Here is a 17,749-nt window from a genome sequence, read left to right as displayed (position 1 = left end):
GCGCAAGGTGTCGATCCGGGCAAGTCCCGCGCGCAATGGCGGTTTGCCCTGACGTCGCAGTGGAACTTGACCCGGCTTTCGGGTCATTGTTGATGAAACGAAGTTTGGGAGGTCCCGCATGGCGCGCGTATCCGTTGAATACAAAGATCACATTGCCCACGTCACGCTGACCCGCGGCGACAAGATGAACGCGCTGGACGATGCAATGATCAAAGCCATCCTGTCTGCCGGGCAGGAGGTCGCGGCCTCGGACGCCCGCGCCGTGGTCCTGTCGGGTGAGGGCAAAAGCTTCTGCGCCGGTCTCGATATGGCCAGCTTTGCGTCGATGGCCCAAACGGACCCGACCGAATGGCTGATGGCCCGCAGCCATGAGGACGCCAACGAGATGCAGGAACTGGCCCTGATCTGGCGCCGCGTCCCGGTACCCGTGATCTGCGCCATTCAAGGCGTGGCCTATGGCGGCGGTCTGCAAATCGCGCTGGGGGCCGATATCCGTATCGCGCATCCCGAGGCGAAACTGGCGGTGATGGAGATGAAATGGGGCATCATCCCCGACATGGGCGGAATGATCTTGCTGCCCGAACTTGTCCGCTCGGACGTGCTGCGCCTGCTGACCTATACCGCCCGCCCAATCGGCGCGCCGCAGGCCGCCGATTGGGGGCTGGTCACGAGCCTTTCGGACGATCCGCTGACCGAGGCTTTGGCCCTGGCCGAGACCATTGCGGCACAAAGCCCCTCGGCCATCCGCGCCGCGAAACGTTTGATCGAGGTGGCCGAGTCGAAATCACGGGCCGAGGTTTTGCTGGAAGAATCCGCCGAGCAGGTCGAATTGATCGGCAAGCCGGACCAGATGGAGGTGATCGCAGCCCGGATGCAGGGCCGGAAGCCCGAGTTCAAATAGCTATCGCAGGAAAGCCCGCCGCGCGTCGCGGGCCATGTTGTAACGCATCTCAAGATCGGCGATGTTCGACATCGCGGCTTTGCGCTCGGCGGGGTCCATCAGGGTCGCATAGGCGGTGCGTGCAGCATCCAGTTCTTTCTTGATGCCGAACTCTTCTGGCAGAACGCCCGCCTGCGCCATGATCCGGTGCCCGGCTGCAATCGCCGGATCGGTCTGCGCCTCAGCTGATCGGTCGGGCAGGGGTTTTCCTTCGCCGTCCAGCCCGTCGAACTGGCCTTCGGTCTGTGCCTTCCTGATCTGGCGTTCAACCAGTTTTCCGAGCGATCCAAGCATATGCGGAATATAAGAAGTGTTGGCGCAATTTGAAAGTCGCTAGCGCGCCTTGTGTGAAACCAGATAGGCAATGCCCCCGGCCAACAACCCCCAAACCGCCGCCCCCAGACCGAACACGGTGATCCCGGACGCCGTGATCGCAAATGTCAGGATTGCGGCCTCGCGCTCTTTTGGAATTCCAACGCGGCGAAGGTGGCATTTGCCATCACGCCGATCAGAGCGACCCCCGTCAGCGTTCCCATCAACAGCGGGTCCGCGTGGGCGGCAAATCCGGTGATGGCCACGGCGAAGACACCGAACAGAGTGTAGAACACCCCGGCCATGACGGCTGACCAGTACCTTTGCGCCGGGTCAGGGTGGCTGTCGGGATTCGAACACATCGCGGCAGTAATGGCCGCAAGGCAGGTGGCCGGAGCGCCAAAGGGTGCCGAGATCAGGCTGGCCGCACCAACTGACGAGAACAGCTTGCCCGGGTGCGGCGTGTATCCGTAGCTGCGCATGACCGCGATGCCGGGGATGTTCTGTGTGGCCATGGTGACGATGAACAGCGGCAGCCCGATCCCGATGGCCGACGCCAGCGAAAAGCTCGGCATGGTCCAGACCGGGGCCGCAAGGTAGTGTTCTGGGCGCACCGAGGTATCTCCGGCATTGAAGATCACAACCAGCGCGGCGGCAACCACTGCGGCGGGCACGGCGAACAGGCGGTTCAGACGGCCTGCGATGAACCATGTCAGGAACACGGGCAGGGCCTGCCAGGGCAGCGCGACGGCGGCTTTGAAAGGTACGATGCAGAGCGGCAGCAACACCCCGCCCAGCATGGCCTGCGCCAGCGTGGTCGGGATTGCCGCCGCCAACCGCCCCAACGGTTTCCACAGCCCGGCAAGAACTGTCAGCGCACCGGCGCAGAGAAACGCGCCAATCGCGCCCGAAAACCCTTCGGCCGGGGTTGCCGATACGGCCAGCAAAGCCGCACCCGGTGTGGACCACGCAACGCTGACGGGCTGCCTGTACCACAGGCTGAGGGCGATGGCTGCCAGCCCCATGGCGATGGCGGCGCTCATCAGGCCCGAGGCTGCCTCGGACGGCGATGCGCCCATAGCCGCCAGCCCCTGCAACACGATGGGAAAGGAACTGAAAAAACCGACTACCGCAACGACAAGCCCGGTTGAGACGGTTTGCATCGGGGGGAAAGTCTGCGCCATCGGTCCCTTTGGGGTTGCTACCCGCACTTGCTAACAATCGTGAGGGGCGGTGAACAGGGCAAATGGCTGACCCGGCAGACAAAAACCCCGCCGGGGTGCGCGCGGCGGGGTTCGGGATTTGAGTATTTTTGAAAAGATGAAGATCAGGCGATTTCGGCCAGACGGGCGAGGGCCTCATTCAGTTTCGCTTCTTCCTCTTCGCGGGCGGCGAGGTTTGCTTTGGCTTCTTCGACCACCTCTTCCGGGGCCGAGGCCACGAATTTGGGGTTGTTCAAGCGCCCGCGCAACCCGCCGAGTTCCTTGGCCAGTTTGCCCTTGGCTTTTTCGAGCCGTTCTTTTTCTGCGCCGATGTCGATGATATCCGCCAGCGGCAGGCCGAAAGAGGCTCCGGGGGCAGCGATGGAGATGGTGCCCTTGGGCAACTCATCAGCCTTGGTCAGGCTGTCGATCCGCGCGAGGCGTTTGATCAGCGCCTCGTTGCGGTCCCATGCGGCCTGACCGTTGGCGTCGATCGCAGTCACCAGCATCGGCACGTAGAGGCCCGCCGGAACCCGCATCTGCGCGCGGGCCGAGCGGGTGTTTTCGATCACCGAGATCACCCAGTTCATCTCGCGATCCGCATCGGAGTCGATCAGGTCGGCGGCAGCGTAGGTTGGCCAGTCGGCGTGGACCACCATTTTCGCGCGGTTACCGGTCAAGCCCCAGAGCTCTTCGGTGATGAAGGGCATGATCGGGTGCAGCAGGACCATGCACTGATCCAGAACCCAACGCATGGTTGCGCGGGTTTCGGCCTGTGCCTCAGTATCATCGCCTTGCAGCAGGGGTTTGGACAGTTCGACGTACCAGTCGCAGACTTTACCCCAGACAAAGGCGTAAAGCCCGTTGGCCGCGTCGTTGAAGCGGTAAGTTTCCAGCGCCGCATCAACCTCTTCCCGCACACGGGCGGTTTCGCCGATGATCCAGCGGTTGACGGCGGCTTTGGGTTTCAGATCGGCCACGTCCAGTTGTGGGACGGCGTCGGTAAAGACCTCATTCATCTCGGCAAAGCGGACGGCATTCCAGAGCTTGGTGCCGAAATTGCGATAGCCGGTGATGCGTTCGCGGGACAGTTTCAGCACACCGCCGATGGCCGCCATCGAGGCGTTGGTGAAGCGCAGCGCGTCGGCGCCGAATTCGTCCACGATTTCCAGCGGGTCGATAACGTTGCCGGTGGTCTTGGACATCTTCTTGCCCTTCTCGTCACGGACGAGCGAGTGCAGGTAGACTGTGTGGAACGGAACCTCGTTCACCACGGCCAGTTGCATCATCATCATTCGGGCGACCCAAAAAAACAGGATGTCCGCGCCGGTGATCAGCACGTCCGTTGGGAAGTAGCGCTTTAGCTCCTCGGTCTGCTCGGGCCAGCCCAGCGTGCCGATGGGCCAGAGCCCGGAGGAGAACCACGTGTCGAGGACGTCGGGGTCGCGCCAAACGGGATAGACCAGCGTGGTGGGGTCTTGTTCAATTGCATATTGAGCCAGGCTTTCAGCGAATTGATGGATCGCTTCCTGCTTGTCGGCGACTTCGATGACTGTCGCGTGGCTCAGCGGGCTGGGAATGTTTGCATTGTCGTCGAGGAATTTCTCTGTGACGGCTTCAAGGTTTGCCGCGCATTCCATGACATTGCCACGATGCAGCATGCCGCCTTCATTCAGCAAACGCCCCAATTCAACCAAATCAAGGTCGCCATCGTTTTCGTCATCCTTGAAGTTCTCAGCCGACAGATCGAGCCCATACCAAACCGGAATCTGATGGCCCCACCACAATTGGCGCGAGATGCACCAGGGCTCGATGTTTTCCAGCCAGTGGTAGTAGGTCTTCTCGCCCGATTCCGGGATGATCTTGACCGTGCCGTCCTTGACCGCATCCAGCGCGGGGCCGACGACCTTTTCGGCATCAACGAACCATTGGTCGGTGAACATCGGCTCGATGACCACTTTCGAGCGGTCGCCAAAGGGCTGCATGATCGGTTTGCTCTCGACCAGCGGGACCAGCTTGTCCGCGCCCTCATGATCCGGCTTCAATGCGGTCGAGCCCAGACGCGGATCATCCGCGCGGGTCATCACGGCCAGACCGTCAGCCGTGATTTCCTCAACCACTTTCGCCCGCGCCTCGAACCTGTCGAGGCCGCGTAGATGATCGGGGATCAGGTTGATCGCGTCGATCTCGTTCTCGGTGAACTCGCGACCGCGCGCGTATTCCTGTGCCTTGCCAGCCTCATCGGCGTAAGGCGCGCCATCGGCCCGCATCGCGCCTTTGGTATCCATCAGGCGGTACATCGGAATGCCGCCACGCTTGGCCACCATGTTGTCGTTGAAATCATGCGCGCCGGTGATCTTCACCGCGCCCGAGCCGAAATCGGGGTCCGGATAATCATCGGTGATGATCGGAATCTGACGGCGATGCTCTTTCGGACCAACCGGGATTTCGCAGAGTTTTCCAATAATTGGCGCATACCGTTCATCTGACGGATGAACCGCGACCGCACCGTCGCCCAGCATGGTCTCGGGGCGCGTGGTTGCAATCGAAATATAATCCCGCTCTTCGCGGAAGATCACATTCCCATCTTCATCTTTTTCCAAATACTCATATGTCTCACCGTCGGCCAGGGGGTACTTAAAGTGCCACATATGTCCGGCGACTTCGATATTCTCGACCTCGAGATCCGAAATCGCGGTCTCGAAATGCGGGTCCCAGTTGACCAAACGCTTGCCGCGATAGATCAGACCCTTTTCGTACATGTCGACGAAAACCTTGATCACCGCGTCGTGAAAATTCGCAGAATTTTCGTGCCCGGTGCGCGGGTCACGCGGCGCGCCTGCCATGGTGAAGGCGTTGCGCGACCAGTCGCAGGACGAGCCCAGCCGTTTCAACTGCTCGATGATCGTGCCGCCGTATTCACCTTTCCATTCCCAGACCTTGTCCAGAAACGCCTCACGCCCCAACTCGCGGCGGCTGGGTTGCTGGGTGGCCGCCAGCATCTTTTCCACCTGCATCTGCGTGGCGATGCCCGCGTGGTCCTGACCGGGCTGCCACAGCGTGTCGAAGCCGCGCATCCGGTGCCAGCGGGTCAGAATGTCCTGCAGTGTGTTGTTGAAGGCGTGGCCGACGTGCAAGGCACCCGTCACGTTGGGCGGCGGGATCATGATGGTAAAGCTTTCATCGCGCGAACGGTTCGCGCCTGCCTTGAAGGCTCCGGCCTCTTCCCAGGCCTTGTAGATGCGGGCCTCGGCCTCGGCCGCGTTGAATGTCTTTTCCATCGCCATGGGATGCGTCCTGCGTCAACAAATTGAGGGTCAGCGCCTGCAATATCGGAAGGATTGCGAAAGGGGAAGGGTCTGCGCGCGGCTCCGGGCGGATACCCGTCGATCACGCAGCACAGTGCGGCGGCACCGGCCATAATTGGCGTCCTGATCGCCCCATTCACGCCCCAACTTGCCGATAGAGTAAGAGGCAAGGAAATTGATGTGACCTTTGACTATGACACCCTTCCTGCGCCAGGTTCGAGCCTGACGCCCACCCGGCCCGAGGTCGCCGCGATGGCGCGCGCCGAACTGCTTCGGCTCAGGGCACAGGCCCGCAACTGTCTGGACAGGGGGCTGGGTGGCAATGTCGTGATTGATTCTTACATTGGCGAATTTCGGGGCCGCGGCTGCACCGCGCTTGACGATTTCGGAAACTTTATCAATTGGATGGGAGTCAATGATAAGGTGCGTTACAACATGCACCGAGACATCGGTCAGGCGCTGAACGAGCGTGTTGTACATGATGCGCAGGGGCAACTGCTCACGGCTTCGTTGATGGATTACGCCTTGCCCCGTGCGGCTGAGATACCCATGATTAAGTTTACCTCGGCGCCGGTTCCGTCAACGGCCAACCCGATGGGGATGAAAGGCTGTGGCGAGGCCGGGACCGTAGGCGCGCTGGCCGCGGTGGCAAACGCGGTGCAGGATGCGCTCTGGGATCACGGGGTGCGGCAGGCGGATATGCCTTTCACACCTCACAAAGTATGGGAATTGCTGAACAATGGTTCTGTCGCGGCTGAGTAGAAAGGTACTGGGATGGCTCGGGCGGCCCTTACGGTCCGAGCATTCTGCCGAGGCGCTCCATCGCGAACCGATCAGCCATGTCATTATTCTGGACGGCACCATGTCGACGCTGGAACCAGGCCGCGAAACCCACGCAGGCCAGACCCTGCGCCTGTGCTGCGAAATGGGCAGCAAGGTCTCGGTATTCTATGAGGCCGGGGTGCAGTGGGAAAGCTGGAAATCCTCGCTGGACGTGATGATGGGGCGAGGCATCAACCGCCAGATCCGCCGCGCCTATGGCTATCTGGCGTCGCGCTACAAACCGGGCGACCGCATCTATTTCATCGGCTATTCGCGCGGGGCCTATGGGGTGCGCAGTCTTGCGGGTGTGATCGACATGATCGGGCTGCTCAAGGCCGAACACGCGACCGAGCGCAATATCAAGCAGGCGTACCGCCACTATGAATGCAATCCCAGCGGCATGGCGGCCCGCGATTTTCGCCGCAATTTCTGCCACGAAGATGTAGCGATTGAGATGATTGGCGTCTGGGACACCGTCAAGGCGCTGGGCCTGCGGCTGCCATTGCTCTGGCGCTGGGCCGAGGACCGGCATGCCTTCCACAACCACCAGCTTGGCCCCGCCACCCGTCACGGCTATCACGCCATGGCGTTGGACGAAACGCGTGAGGTGTTCGAGCCGGTGCTGTGGAAGTGTACCCCCGAATTCCAAGGCCATGTGGAGCAGGTCTGGTTCCGCGGCACCCACGGCGATGTCGGCGGGCAATTGAACGGGTTTGAACAGGCCCGCCCCCTGAGCAACATTTCCCTGATTTGGATGCTGGACAAGGCCGAGATGCACGGTCTGCCGCTGCCCGAAGGCTGGCGAGACCGCTTCCCGACCTCAACCACTGCCCCCTCGGTCGGCACCTGGCGCGGCTGGGGCAAGATTTTCCTGCTGCGCAAGCACCGGAAGGTCGGGCGGGATCAATCCGAACGGCTGCATGTTTCGGTGGCACCAGATGAGTTGCCCCGGTGGGTGCCGATGCCGGACTTGCCGTCGCACCCGGCGCAATAGACGTTTTGCCTAGTCAAACGACGCCTGGATGTGGCCCGACGCACTTGCCTGAAACGCGCCCTGAATATCGGTTCGCAGATTCCTGACCAAAGACAATTCGGGCAAAGCGTCCGGCGCAAAGAACGCGGCTTCGCTGGTTTCCGAGCCGGGAACAGGATCGCCTTTGCCCAACTCGTGACAGAGAAAGAACAGTTTGTAGAAATCCCGTGCATCCGCCGGGTAGGGGTGCCGGGCCTTGTGGCGTAGCGCGAACAGATGCCGCGCCCGGACCTTCAGCCCGGCTTCTTCCCATACTTCCCGTTCTGCGTTTTCCGCCGGAGAACTGCCGATATCCGCAAAACCACCCGGCAACGACCACCGCCCGTCGCTGCGTTCGCGTACCAGCAGAATGCGACCGTCGCGGATGACAGCCCCCCGGATGTCGATGCTGGGCGTTGCATAACCGCCGACATGTTCCGAGATCAGCCCTTCGATCCGCGACAGCGGTACGCGGCCCAGATCGGCCAGCATGGTGCGGGCCATCTGGGCGATCTCGTCATAGCGTTCGCGGTCAAAGGGGTCTTTGGTGAAGTGCTGGCCGGTTTCGGCCAGCGCCAGCAGGCGTTTTGCACGGGCCAGCCAGGTATCCTCCATCGCTGTCGGATCCTGGCGCATTGCCCTTACCGCCGCCGGTCGCGGCGCGAGCTCATTGGCTGAAAGGCCACGCCCACATGCGCCTCGCAATAGGGTTTGCCAGCTTCGACCGGCAGGCCGCAGAACCAAAAATCCTCGGTCGCGGGGTCGCCGACGGGCCATTTGCAGGTTTTTTCGGTCAGTTCCATCAGCGACAGCTTCTTCGCTTTCTTCTCGACCTCATTGACCTTGGCCAGCGCCTCAGGGCTGATTTCGTTGGCCGAGGGCTGCGGCGGCAGCGGCTGACCGGCGGGGATGATCTGGCGGCGCGCCGGTATGGCCGGTTTTGCCTCAGCTGCCGGGGCCGGGGCAGGGCGTGCCGGTTCGGTCTTGGGCGCCGGTTTCGGCTTGGCCTCGGCCTTGGGCGCGGGGGCCGGTTTTTCCTTGGGCTCGGCTTTCGCCGGGGCTGCACCGGTTGCACGGTTCGACAGGCCCAGACGGTGCACCTTGCCGATCACCGCATTGCGGGTCACGCCGCCCAGTTCCTTGGCGATCTGGCTGGCCGACTGGCCCTCGCCCCACATCTTTTTCAGCAGCTCTACACGCTCGTCAGTCCAGGACATCATTTGCCTTTCAAAAGCGGAAAGCGGCCCCGGATTCGGGCCGCCTTGGGAATTCGTCTCAGCCCCCTATTTTAATCACTGCTGCCCGAGTTACAAGCGGCTTCGAATCAGCTATGGGGCGGATCATGCAGAATCTCATGGATCACGATGCACGCCGCTTTGGGGCGGTGAACTGGATGGGCCTTTACACGCTGGCGCAGCGTGAAACGCAGCGCTTCCTGGCGGTCTGGACGCAAACATTGCTGGCCCCGCTGGTGACTGCGGGCCTGTTCCTGCTGATCTTCAACATCGCCATCGGCCCCAGCCGGTCGGATGTGATGGGCGTGCCCTTCCTGACTTTTCTGGCCCCCGGCATCATGATGATGACGGTGATCCAGAATGCCTTTGCCAACACGTCCTCGTCGATGGTGATTGCCAAGGTGCAGGGCAATATCGTCGATACGCTGATGCCGCCGCTGTCGCCGCTGGAAATCCTGCTGGGCTATCTGGCCGGAGGCATCGTGCGCGGTGTCCTGATCGCCTGTGTCGTGGCAACCGCGCTGGCGCTTGTGCTGGGTCTGGTGCCGCAGCATCCGCTGATTGCGCTGGTTTTCGTGGTCCTCGGCGGGGCCTTCATGGGCGCGCTGGGGCTGCTGGCGGGGATTTTTGCCAACAAGTTCGACCAAATGGCGGCGATCACCAACTTCATCGTGACGCCCTTGGCCTTCCTGTCAGGCACCTTCTATTCTGTTCAGGCCCTGCCGCCGGTGCTGAACGCGATCAGCCACGTGAACCCTGTGTTTTATCTGATCGACGGGCTGCGCTACGGCATGATCGGCGTGTCGGACAGCGCGCCGCTGCTGGGCGGTGCCGTGTGCGCCGTGGCGACTTTGCTGGTCTGCGCGCTGATCTGGCAGATGCTGCGGACGGGCTACCGGCTCAAAGCCTGACGGTGAATGGCCTCGCGCCAGACCAGGATCAGCCCGCCCGCAAGGATGATGGCCGATCCGGTCAGGCTGATCCCGTCCGGCACAACGCCAAACACGACAAAGTCGAAAAAGGCCGCGAAGATCAACGTTGCATAGCTGATTGGCGCCACGAATGAGGCATCCGCCCGCGCCATCCCATTGACGAAACAGGCTTGCGCGCAGGCCATCAGCACACCGATCCCTGCCAGCGCGGCCCATTGCGCGGGTGTCGGCATCTGAAACACGAAACTCACCGCGACCGAGGCGATCGTCAGCCCCATCGTGTTGTTGATCAGCAGAATCTGGATCGGACTCTCGCGGCCCGAGAGTTTCTTGATGAAAATCACCTCCATCCCGATCATGGCCGCAGCGGTCAGGGCCAGCAGGGCGGCGGGCTGAAAACTCGCCGCCGTGGGCCGCAGCAGGATCAGCGCCCCGGTCAGGGCCACCGCAGCGGCCAGCCAACGCCACGGGCCGACGCCTTCTTTCAGCAGCGGGATCGCCAGAACCATCGCGAAGACCGGGTTCAGAAAGGATATCGCGGTGGCATCGGCAATCGGGATGAACGCGACCGAGGCGAACATCAGCGTGATCCCGACCCAGCCGAAACTTGTGCGCCCGATATGCAGACCCCAATGTGGGCGGCGCAGGCGCGGACGCAGAATGCCTACGGCGCAGATGATCGTCAGAAAGGCAAACAGGAACCGCCCATGGCTGATCTGCATCGGATGCAGCGCCGGCCCCAGCGTATCGGTGCCCAAAGCCTTGGCCAGCAGGGTCGTGCTGGCCATGAACGAACTGGCGGCGACAATCAGCAGCGCCGCAAGGGGTGGATTATGGGCCTTGGCAACGAACATGTGCCAGCGGTGATGCAGGGCGGGGCAAATGGCAAGCGCGAAATGGCGTCTCAATCTGAAAGTGCGTCGCCGGGAATTTTCAGGGTTTTCAGGCTGCGTTGTGCCCGCTATACGGCCCCTCATGATCAAACACGCACATATCCTGCGCCTCCGACGCCGACGCTTTGCCGCGTAACCGGCCCGTTTGATCTGTGTGCGCAGGCCAAATCTGCGCAATCCCCACCAAATCAGTTGACGAACACGGCCCTGTTGTATCACTCACAGGGCTTAACCTAGCGAAAAGGATGATCCGATGATCCCGTCCGTTCTGCCGACCTATAACCGTGCGCCCCTGAGTTTCGTGAAGGGCGAAGGCGCCTGGCTGACCGAGGCGGATGGCCGACGTTTTCTGGACCTCGGCGCCGGGATCGCGGTGAACGCGCTGGGTCACGCGCATCCCGCGCTGGTCAACGCGCTGACCGAACAGGCGCATGCGCTGTGGCATGTCTCGAACCTCTACAACATCCCGCAACAGCAGGCGCTGGCCGACAGGCTGGTGGAACATACCTTTGCCGACACGGTGTTCTTCACCAATTCGGGCACCGAATCCTGTGAACTGGCCGTGAAAATGGCCCGCAAGTATTTCTATGACAAAGGCCAGCCCGACCGGGTCGAAATCCTCACCTTCGACGGCTCGTTCCACGGCCGGTCCTCGGCCGGGATCGCTGCCGCTGGTGGCGAGAAAATGACCAAAGGCTTCGGCCCGCTGCTGCCCGGATTCGTGCACCTGACCTTCGGCGATCTGGATGGCGTCACCAACGCCATCTCCGACAAAACCGCCGCCATCCTGATCGAACCCATTCAGGGCGAAGGCGGCATCCGCCCCGTCCCGGATGCGGAACTGAAAGCCCTACGCCAGATCTGCGACGACCATGGCCTGCTGCTGATCCTGGACGAGGTGCAATGCGGCGTCGGGCGCACCGGTAAGCTCTTCGCCCATGAATGGGCCGGGATCACCCCCGATATCATGATGGTCGCCAAAGGCATCGGCGGCGGCTTCCCCCTGGGCGCGGTTCTGGCCACCGAAGACGCGGCCAGCGGCATGACCGCAGGCACCCACGGCTCGACATACGGGGGCAACCCGCTGGGCTGCGCCGTCGGTTGCGCGGTGATCGACCAGGTCGCCACGCCCGCGTTCCTCGAAGGCGTTAACCGCAAGGCGGGGCTGCTGCGGCAGAAGCTTGAAGGCCTGATCGCCGACCACCCAGACGTGTTCGAAGAGGTGCGCGGCGCGGGCCTCATGCTGGGCCTGAAATGCAAGCCCGCCAATATCGACGTGGTCAATGCAGGTTATGACAACGAGGTCATCACCGTCCCCGCCGCCGACAACGTGATCCGCCTGCTGCCGCCGCTGACCCTGACCGAGGATGACATCGCCCAGGCCCTGATCCGCCTCGATAAGGCCGCCACACAGGTTGAATCCAATCTGGCCACTGCCTGATCTTCATCTTTTCTCAAATACTCCGGGGGTGTGGGGGCTGGCCCCCACCCGCCATCAGCCAAAAGCGACACGATATGAACCACTTCCTCGATATCCACAAGACCGACGCCACAGCGTTGCGGTCCATGATCGACCAGGCCAGCGCCATGAAACAAGCCCGTCTTGGCCGGCCCAAAGCCGCCCCGGATGACGAACAGCCGCTGGCAGGCCGCATGGTGGCGCTGATCTTTGAAAAGCCGTCGACCCGTACGCGCGTTTCCTTCGATGTGGGTGTCCGTCAGATGGGCGGTCAGACCATGGTGCTGTCCGGCAAGGACATGCAATTGGGTCACGGAGAAACCATCGCCGACACCGCCCGCGTGCTGTCGCGCTATGTCGACATGATCATGATCCGGACGTTTGACGAAACGATCCTGACCGAGATGGCTGAATATTCGGACGTGCCCGTGATCAACGGCCTGACCGATCGCACCCATCCCTGCCAGATCATGGCCGATGTCCAGACCTTCGAGGAACACCGCGGGCCCATCGCGGGCAAAAAGGTGGTCTGGACCGGCGACGGCAACAATGTCTGCGCCTCGTTCCTGCACGCGGCGGGCCAGTTCGGTTTTGACCTCACTTTCACCGGCCCCGCCCAGTTCGACCCCGAGGAAGAGTTCATGGGTTTCGCCCGCCAGAAGGGTTCGAAAATCGTGGTCGAACGGGACGCCTATAAAGCGGTCGAAGGCGCAGACCTTGTGGTGGCCGATACATGGGTCTCGATGCATGACAGCCAGTCCGCCAAGGAACGCCGCCACAACCTGCTGCGCCCCTATCAGGTGAACGCTGACCTCATGTCCCACGCCAAGCCGGATGCGCTGTTCATGCACTGCCTGCCCGCGCACCGCGAGGAGGAAGCCACTTCCGAGGTCATGGACGGCCCCAACTCGGTCATCTTCGATGAGGCCGAAAACCGCCTGCACGCGCAAAAAGCGGTGATGCGCTGGTGTCTGGGCGTCTAACGGGACGACACCATGCCCCATGTGACATTGGAGTTCTCGAAAGGCATCGAACAGACCCATGATGTTCAGGCCATCTGCGACCGGCTGTTCTCGGTCCTGGCGGAACATCCCGAATTCGACGCCGACACGATCAAGATCCGCGCCGCGCCGGTCGCCTACTATCGTATCGGCTCAGAGCCTCAGAGCTTTGTTCATGCCACACTATTGCTGATGTAGGGCCGGGACGAGGCGACGCGCAGGGCGCTCAACGCGATTATTCTGGATGTTCTGGCCGGGGCCATGCCCGAGGTTGGAAGCATCACGGTGCAAGACGTTCAGATGGACCGTGCTTCATATGCCAAACGGCTGGCCGGACCATAACCCGGCGCCCGGCGGCGCATCCGCGTTCAGGTGCGCCGCCCGATCTCCCAGATGCGAAGCTTGATCACCGTCGCTGCGCTTGCCAATACAACCAGTACACACAGCACAACCTTGGTCATGACCTCCATCGTGCCCTCGATCAACAGCGCGTGCACCACGCTGCCCGATATGGTGACGATGGCCAGCCCCGCGTGGGTCAGTCGCCAGAGGCGAAATCGCACCCCCAGCCGCTGCCGGTAAATGCCCAGAAAAGCCGCAGAAAACGCCGCCCACATCGCGGTCACACCCCAGACCGAAAACGGCGTGGGTGAGACGAAAAGCAAAGCGTCCACAACATCCGGCGGGCTGGTCAGCCACAGTCCGACCACATGGATCACAATCGCCGTTATCAGCGCCAGACCGCACACCCTGTGCCAGCGACGGCTGACCATCGCGGACAGACCGGGCAACCAGCGCCCGGCCAGCAAGGGTTGCATCAGCAACAGGCACATGCTGATAACCCCGGCAAACCCGGCAACGATGTAGACCGGTTGCCGCCACGCCAGCAAAGGGCTGAACGCCGCCGCGATGACCGGCACCGAGAGGGCCACAATCAGCGCGCCCCAGATTACAACATTGCGACGCACTGAAGCTCAGGCAGGCTGCAACACGAAATGCGCCGCCAGGGTCTTGTCTTTGGAACTGGCCATGACCGGGCGCAGAAAGACCGTCTCGAACTCGCCGCTATCATACGCCAGATGCCCGTGCGGCTGGCCAAAAGCGGGTACGATCTGGGGCATTTCCAGCCGGAACGCGCCGTTCGCATCGGTCAGTGTCGCGCCATGGCTGCGTTGGTCGCGTTCGTGCCCCTCGGTCGTGTGGGCCCAGATTTGAATGCGTTGGTTGGGCAGGGGCGCTCCGTCGCCCGCGCGCCGTACCGTGCCCGTCATCCAGAACCCGCCACCGCCGATCCGGTCGACGATGGGCGCGCCGGGGCGATAGTTGTTGGACCCGCCGCGCATCGACCGCGTGGGCTCAAGCCCCGCCGCACGCGCTGGAACCCAAAGGCCGGTGGCCACTGCGGCAGTTCCCGCGGCAATCACGGAACGGCGGGAGAAAAGCAATTCAGTCATCAAGCGACCTCCTGCAAATAGGCAATCCATTCGGGTCAGTCTGCGGCATCCATTGTCCAAGATAGCACGCTTTCCGCGGATTCCGAGATCGATCGGGCAGAGAATCGCGACCGCTCGCGGGACCAAAGCGGCCAGACCGAAACTCTTTGACGCCACGCGAGCCGGGATGTCATCCTTTGGATCGTCCGGAAAGGTAGCCAATGACGATGCAAAACCAGGTCACACGCGAAGATATCGCCGCGTTTCAGCGGGACGGGGCGGTTGTTCTGAGGTCGAAATTCTCTGCCGACTGGCTGGACCTGCTGCGCGACGGCATCGACGCCGACCTCGCACGCCCCACGGACAATTTCACCCGCCACACCAAAGACCCGCGCGCGCCGGCCTATTTCGAAGACTACTGGGCGTGGAACAAGATCCCGCAATTTACGAAGTTTGTCCGCCAGTCCCCCTGCGCGCCCCTTGCCGCTGGATTGCTGGAGGCCCCGTCGGTTAATCTCGTCATGGATAACTGGTTCCTGCGCGAGGCCGGATCGACCTCGCGCCCGCCCTTCCATCAGGACCTGTCCTATTTCGATTTCGAAGGCACGATGTGTGTGCTCTGGCTGCCGCTGGAGCCAGTGAGCAAGGAAAACGGCATCGCGTTCGTGAAGGGCTCTCATTTGTGGGAAAAGCTGTTCATGCGCGTGCGGTTTGCCGACGGGCATCCCAGCTATGAACCGACCGAGGTCGCGGGCCAGACCTATCATCCGCCTCCGGATATCAACGCCGATCCCGGCGCCTATGACCTGCTGCAATGGGATATGGAGCCCGGCGATTGCATTTTCTTCGACATGCGCACCCTGCATGGCGGTTTGTCCTCGACCACGCCGACCGAGACCGTGCGCCGGTTCACCCTCAGAATGACCGCGCCGGACGGTGTGATCCGCTATCGCGGCAACTGGGCCAAAGACGAGCGCGCCCAGTTCGAGGCCGCAGGCTATCGCGAAGGCGACCGGATTGCCGGGCCGTTTTTCCCACAGCTCTGGCCGCGCGAGCAGGCTTAGCAATTGCACCTGATATGTGCGGTGGCGCACTTTTCATTCAAATTGCCTGCTCTACATTTGCAATCACGAACAAGGTGTCAATTGCGGCCCCACAGGATTTTGGAGAACAGGCATGAGTTGGAACCCCACCCACACCCCAGAATGCGTGTCCGAAAACCCGGCGCTGGAAACGCTGATCATCCCGCGCGCCCGCGATCTGGGCGGGTTCGAGGTGCGCCGCGCCTTGCCCTCGGTCCAGCGCCAGCTTGTGGGTCCGTTCATCTTCTTCGACCAGATGGGTCCTGCCGAGTTCATCACCGAAGGCGGCATCGATGTGCGCCCGCACCCGCATATCGGGCTGGGCACCGTGACTTATCTGTATCAGGGCGAATTCGAACATCGCGACAGCCTGGGCACCCATCAGATGATCTATCCCGGCGAGGTGAACTGGATGGTCGCCGGACGCGGCGTGACCCATTCCGAACGCACCAGCGACGAAACCCGAGGCACAAAACACAGCCTGTTCGGCATCCAGACCTGGATTGCGCTGCCCGAAGCGCAGGAGGATATGGCCCCCGATTTCGAACACCACAAACAGGGCGCGCTGCCCCATATTCAGGACACAGGCGTAAGCGCGCGGCTGATCCTTGGCTCGGCCTATGGCGAGAACAGCCCGGTCACCATGCTGTCGGAAACCTTTTATCTGGACGTGCAACTGGACCCCGGCGCATCCTTCCCGCTGCCCGACGATCATGAGGATCGCGGCGTTTATGTCACCGAAGGCTCGGTCGAAATCGCCGGGGACATGTTCGATGCGGGCCGCATGATGGTGTTCCGCCCGGGTGATCGGCTCTCGGCCAAGGCCGGGCCTCTGGGCGCGCGGCTGATGCTGCTGGGCGGGGCGACGCTGAACGAGGATCGCTATATCTGGTGGAATTTCGTCTCATCCTCGAAAGAAAAAATCGAAACCGCGACGCGTGAATGGAAAGCGGCAGATTGGGCCAACGGGGCCTTCCACCTGCCGCCCGGTGACGATCAGGAGTTCATTCCCATCTCGGATGAACTGCAGCAGACAAAGCCTAGACGGGCAAAAACGGCCCGGCAGGGTCAGGGTTAACCATACTTGCGCGATAATGAATTCCCGGCGATCCTTCCATCAGGTGAGGAGGGTCGCCATGAAGATCGTGTTTGCGGGCGCAGGCAGCATTGGCTGCTACTGCGGGGGTTTGCTGGCGCATGCGGGTCATGATGTGACTTTGCTGGGCCGCGCCCATGTGCTGGACCCGATCCGGGCGCATGGGCTGACGCTGACGGATTTCTCGGGTCTGCGCCGTTCCGTGCCCGCCGCCAATCTGACCCTTGATGAAAATCCCGAAAGCCTTGGCGCTGCCGAACTGGTCATCGTGACGGTCAAATCCGTCGCGACGCCGGGTATGGCCGAACTGATCGCCGCCAATGCGCCGGAAGCAGCACCGGTCCTGTCGTGGCAAAACGGGATGGAGAACGCGCGCATCCTGCGCGCCGCCCTGCCGGGGCGAGACGTGCGCGCCGGGATGGTGCCCTTCAACGTGGTGCCGACCGAAACAGCGACCTATCACCGGGCCACGTCGGGTGAGATTGTCATTCAGTCGGGACCCGGTGGTCTGGCCGAACAACTCGACAATCCCGACCTGCCGGTGACCGAAAGCGATGAGATTGAGGCGGTGCAGTGGGGCAAGCTGGTCATCAACCTCAACAATGCGCTCAATGCCCTGTCGGGTCTGACACTGGTTGAGCAATTGCTGAACCGCACGTGGCGGCACCTGATGGCAGATCAGATGTCCGAGGCTTTGACCGTTCTGAAAGCCGCCGGTCACCCCGTTGCGTCGACCACGCCGCTGCCCGCGTGGATGACGCCCCATATCCTGCGTTTGCCGACACCGTTGTTCACCCGCATTGCCGCGCGCATGCTGACCATTGACCCCAATGCCCGAACATCGATGGCATACGATCTGTCGGCTGGCCGCCCCACGGAAATCGACTGCCTGCAGGGAGAGATCATACGTCTCGGTCAGGCAACCGGGACACCGACGCCGCTCTGTGTGCGGGTGTCGGACCTGATCAAACACGCGCCCGAGACGTCGCTGACGCCGGATCAGATCAGGCCCTGAACTCCGG

Annotated in this window: 17 protein-coding genes and 1 pseudogene; 10 read left to right on the top strand and 8 right to left on the bottom strand. The window is 62.2% G+C overall.

Annotation, left to right across the window (positions count from 1 at the left end):
* The first annotated feature begins 118 nt into the window (after window positions 1–118).
* Window positions 119–901, top strand: a complete 783-nt coding sequence (locus tag ACR0EZ_RS19410) for a crotonase/enoyl-CoA hydratase family protein (protein WP_480616226.1) — start codon at window positions 119–121, stop codon at window positions 899–901.
* On the opposite strand, the gene ACR0EZ_RS19405 is transcribed toward ACR0EZ_RS19410, so the two are convergent.
* The 3 genes and pseudogenes from ACR0EZ_RS19405 to ACR0EZ_RS19395 all read right to left on the bottom strand — a co-directional run bounded on the left by ACR0EZ_RS19405 (window position 902) and on the right by ACR0EZ_RS19395 (window position 5,741).
* Window positions 902–1,234: a DnaJ family domain-containing protein gene (locus ACR0EZ_RS19405; protein WP_480616224.1), complete on the bottom strand. Its 333-nt coding sequence runs from the start codon at window positions 1,232–1,234 to the stop codon at window positions 902–904.
* Window positions 1,235–1,273: 39 nt separating this feature from the next.
* Window positions 1,274–2,415: pseudogene (locus tag ACR0EZ_RS19400) on the bottom strand (benzoate/H(+) symporter BenE family transporter).
* Window positions 2,416–2,579: 164 nt separating this feature from the next.
* Window positions 2,580–5,741, bottom strand: a complete 3,162-nt coding sequence (locus ACR0EZ_RS19395; protein ID WP_480616222.1) for a valine--tRNA ligase — start codon at window positions 5,739–5,741, stop codon at window positions 2,580–2,582.
* Window positions 5,742–5,795: 54 nt separating this feature from the next.
* On the opposite strand from ACR0EZ_RS19395, the gene ACR0EZ_RS19390 reads away from it, so the two are divergent.
* Window positions 5,796–6,524, top strand: coding sequence for a molybdopterin cofactor-binding domain-containing protein (locus ACR0EZ_RS19390; RefSeq protein ID WP_480616220.1), 729 nt, complete (start codon window positions 5,796–5,798; stop codon window positions 6,522–6,524).
* Window positions 6,502–7,578 (top strand): DUF2235 domain-containing protein, encoded by a 1,077-nt coding sequence (locus tag ACR0EZ_RS19385; protein ID WP_480616218.1) that lies wholly within the window; start codon window positions 6,502–6,504, stop codon window positions 7,576–7,578. Before ACR0EZ_RS19390 ends, ACR0EZ_RS19385 begins: the two co-directional genes overlap by 23 nt.
* Window positions 7,579–7,587: 9 nt before the next feature.
* On the opposite strand, the gene ACR0EZ_RS19380 is transcribed toward ACR0EZ_RS19385, so the two are convergent.
* Together ACR0EZ_RS19380 and ACR0EZ_RS19375 are read right to left on the bottom strand one after the other, a co-directional pair.
* A complete protein-coding gene (locus ACR0EZ_RS19380) occupies window positions 7,588–8,232 on the bottom strand; it encodes an NUDIX hydrolase (RefSeq protein WP_480616216.1) in 645 nt (214 codons plus the stop codon).
* 5 nt (window positions 8,233–8,237) lie between these two features.
* Window positions 8,238–8,813 carry a GcrA family cell cycle regulator gene (locus ACR0EZ_RS19375; RefSeq protein WP_480616214.1) on the bottom strand — a complete coding sequence of 192 codons (576 nt, stop codon included), beginning with the start codon at window positions 8,811–8,813 and terminating at the stop codon, window positions 8,238–8,240.
* A gap of 125 nt (window positions 8,814–8,938) precedes the next feature.
* Between ACR0EZ_RS19375 and ACR0EZ_RS19370 the strand changes: the two genes are divergently transcribed.
* Window positions 8,939–9,742, top strand: coding sequence for an ABC transporter permease (locus tag ACR0EZ_RS19370; protein ID WP_480616212.1), 804 nt, complete (start codon window positions 8,939–8,941; stop codon window positions 9,740–9,742).
* Here ACR0EZ_RS19370 and ACR0EZ_RS19365 read toward each other — a convergent pair.
* Complete coding sequence (locus ACR0EZ_RS19365) at window positions 9,724–10,617, bottom strand: DMT family transporter (RefSeq protein WP_480616210.1); 894 nt, start codon at window positions 10,615–10,617, stop codon at window positions 9,724–9,726. The genes ACR0EZ_RS19370 and ACR0EZ_RS19365 overlap by 19 nt on opposite strands.
* A 292-nt stretch (window positions 10,618–10,909) precedes the next feature.
* Here ACR0EZ_RS19365 and ACR0EZ_RS19360 point away from each other — a divergent pair, with 292 nt between their 5' ends.
* The 3 genes from ACR0EZ_RS19360 to ACR0EZ_RS19350 all read left to right on the top strand — a co-directional run bounded on the left by ACR0EZ_RS19360 (window position 10,910) and on the right by ACR0EZ_RS19350 (window position 13,314).
* Window positions 10,910–12,097: an acetylornithine transaminase gene (locus tag ACR0EZ_RS19360; RefSeq protein ID WP_480616208.1), complete on the top strand. Its 1,188-nt coding sequence runs from the start codon at window positions 10,910–10,912 to the stop codon at window positions 12,095–12,097.
* Between the two features lie 74 nt (window positions 12,098–12,171).
* Entirely contained in the window at window positions 12,172–13,098 is a 927-nt protein-coding gene (gene argF / locus ACR0EZ_RS19355; protein WP_480616206.1) for an ornithine carbamoyltransferase, read from the top strand.
* Window positions 13,099–13,110: 12 nt separating this feature from the next.
* Complete coding sequence (locus ACR0EZ_RS19350; protein ID WP_480616204.1) at window positions 13,111–13,314, top strand: tautomerase family protein; 204 nt, start codon at window positions 13,111–13,113, stop codon at window positions 13,312–13,314.
* A gap of 170 nt (window positions 13,315–13,484) precedes the next feature.
* On the opposite strand, the gene ACR0EZ_RS19345 is transcribed toward ACR0EZ_RS19350, so the two are convergent.
* Together ACR0EZ_RS19345 and ACR0EZ_RS19340 are read right to left on the bottom strand one after the other, a co-directional pair.
* Entirely contained in the window at window positions 13,485–14,084 is a 600-nt protein-coding gene (locus ACR0EZ_RS19345; RefSeq protein WP_480616202.1) for a ferric reductase-like transmembrane domain-containing protein, read from the bottom strand.
* A gap of 6 nt (window positions 14,085–14,090) precedes the next feature.
* Window positions 14,091–14,570: a twin-arginine translocation pathway signal gene (locus ACR0EZ_RS19340; protein WP_480616200.1), complete on the bottom strand. Its 480-nt coding sequence runs from the start codon at window positions 14,568–14,570 to the stop codon at window positions 14,091–14,093.
* A 200-nt stretch (window positions 14,571–14,770) separates the two neighbouring features.
* Between ACR0EZ_RS19340 and ACR0EZ_RS19335 the strand changes: the two genes are divergently transcribed.
* From ACR0EZ_RS19335 to ACR0EZ_RS19325, 3 genes are all read left to right on the top strand, one after another.
* On the top strand, window positions 14,771–15,613 hold the full coding sequence (locus tag ACR0EZ_RS19335) for a phytanoyl-CoA dioxygenase family protein (RefSeq protein WP_480616198.1): 843 nt from the start codon (window positions 14,771–14,773) through the stop codon (window positions 15,611–15,613).
* A 112-nt stretch (window positions 15,614–15,725) separates the two neighbouring features.
* Window positions 15,726–16,709: a pirin family protein gene (locus tag ACR0EZ_RS19330; RefSeq protein WP_480616196.1), complete on the top strand. Its 984-nt coding sequence runs from the start codon at window positions 15,726–15,728 to the stop codon at window positions 16,707–16,709.
* Window positions 16,710–16,767: 58 nt separating this feature from the next.
* Complete coding sequence (locus tag ACR0EZ_RS19325) at window positions 16,768–17,742, top strand: 2-dehydropantoate 2-reductase (RefSeq protein ID WP_480616194.1); 975 nt, start codon at window positions 16,768–16,770, stop codon at window positions 17,740–17,742.
* Window positions 17,743–17,749 lie beyond the last annotated feature (7 nt).

It is taken from the genome of Ruegeria sp. AK4 (genome assembly GCF_056541025.1).
The sequence above is the reverse complement of the archived record's forward strand: the minus strand, read 5'-3'. Positions and strand labels throughout refer to the sequence as shown.

Bases quoted from the DNA above. Each gene is read 5' to 3' on its own strand.
- ACR0EZ_RS19395 (WP_480616222.1), bottom strand. From the start codon at position 5,741: ATGGCGATGGAAAAGACATTCAACGCGGCCGAGGCCGAGGCCCGCATC.
- ACR0EZ_RS19370 (WP_480616212.1), top strand. From the start codon at position 8,939: ATGCAGAATCTCATGGATCACGATGCACGCCGCTTTGGGGCGGTGAAC.
- ACR0EZ_RS19350 (WP_480616204.1), top strand. From the start codon at position 13,111: ATGCCCCATGTGACATTGGAGTTCTCGAAAGGCATCGAACAGACCCAT.
- ACR0EZ_RS19335 (WP_480616198.1), top strand. From the start codon at position 14,771: ATGACGATGCAAAACCAGGTCACACGCGAAGATATCGCCGCGTTTCAG.
- ACR0EZ_RS19330 (WP_480616196.1), top strand. From the start codon at position 15,726: ATGAGTTGGAACCCCACCCACACCCCAGAATGCGTGTCCGAAAACCCG.
- ACR0EZ_RS19375 (WP_480616214.1), bottom strand. From the start codon at position 8,813: ATGTCCTGGACTGACGAGCGTGTAGAGCTGCTGAAAAAGATGTGGGGC.
- ACR0EZ_RS19340 (WP_480616200.1), bottom strand. From the start codon at position 14,570: ATGACTGAATTGCTTTTCTCCCGCCGTTCCGTGATTGCCGCGGGAACT.
- ACR0EZ_RS19360 (WP_480616208.1), top strand. From the start codon at position 10,910: ATGATCCCGTCCGTTCTGCCGACCTATAACCGTGCGCCCCTGAGTTTC.
- argF (WP_480616206.1), top strand. From the start codon at position 12,172: ATGAACCACTTCCTCGATATCCACAAGACCGACGCCACAGCGTTGCGG.
- ACR0EZ_RS19325 (WP_480616194.1), top strand. From the start codon at position 16,768: ATGAAGATCGTGTTTGCGGGCGCAGGCAGCATTGGCTGCTACTGCGGG.
- ACR0EZ_RS19365 (WP_480616210.1), bottom strand. From the start codon at position 10,617: ATGTTCGTTGCCAAGGCCCATAATCCACCCCTTGCGGCGCTGCTGATT.
- ACR0EZ_RS19380 (WP_480616216.1), bottom strand. From the start codon at position 8,232: ATGCGCCAGGATCCGACAGCGATGGAGGATACCTGGCTGGCCCGTGCA.
- ACR0EZ_RS19385 (WP_480616218.1), top strand. From the start codon at position 6,502: ATGGTTCTGTCGCGGCTGAGTAGAAAGGTACTGGGATGGCTCGGGCGG.
- ACR0EZ_RS19410 (WP_480616226.1), top strand. From the start codon at position 119: ATGGCGCGCGTATCCGTTGAATACAAAGATCACATTGCCCACGTCACG.
- ACR0EZ_RS19405 (WP_480616224.1), bottom strand. From the start codon at position 1,234: ATGCTTGGATCGCTCGGAAAACTGGTTGAACGCCAGATCAGGAAGGCA.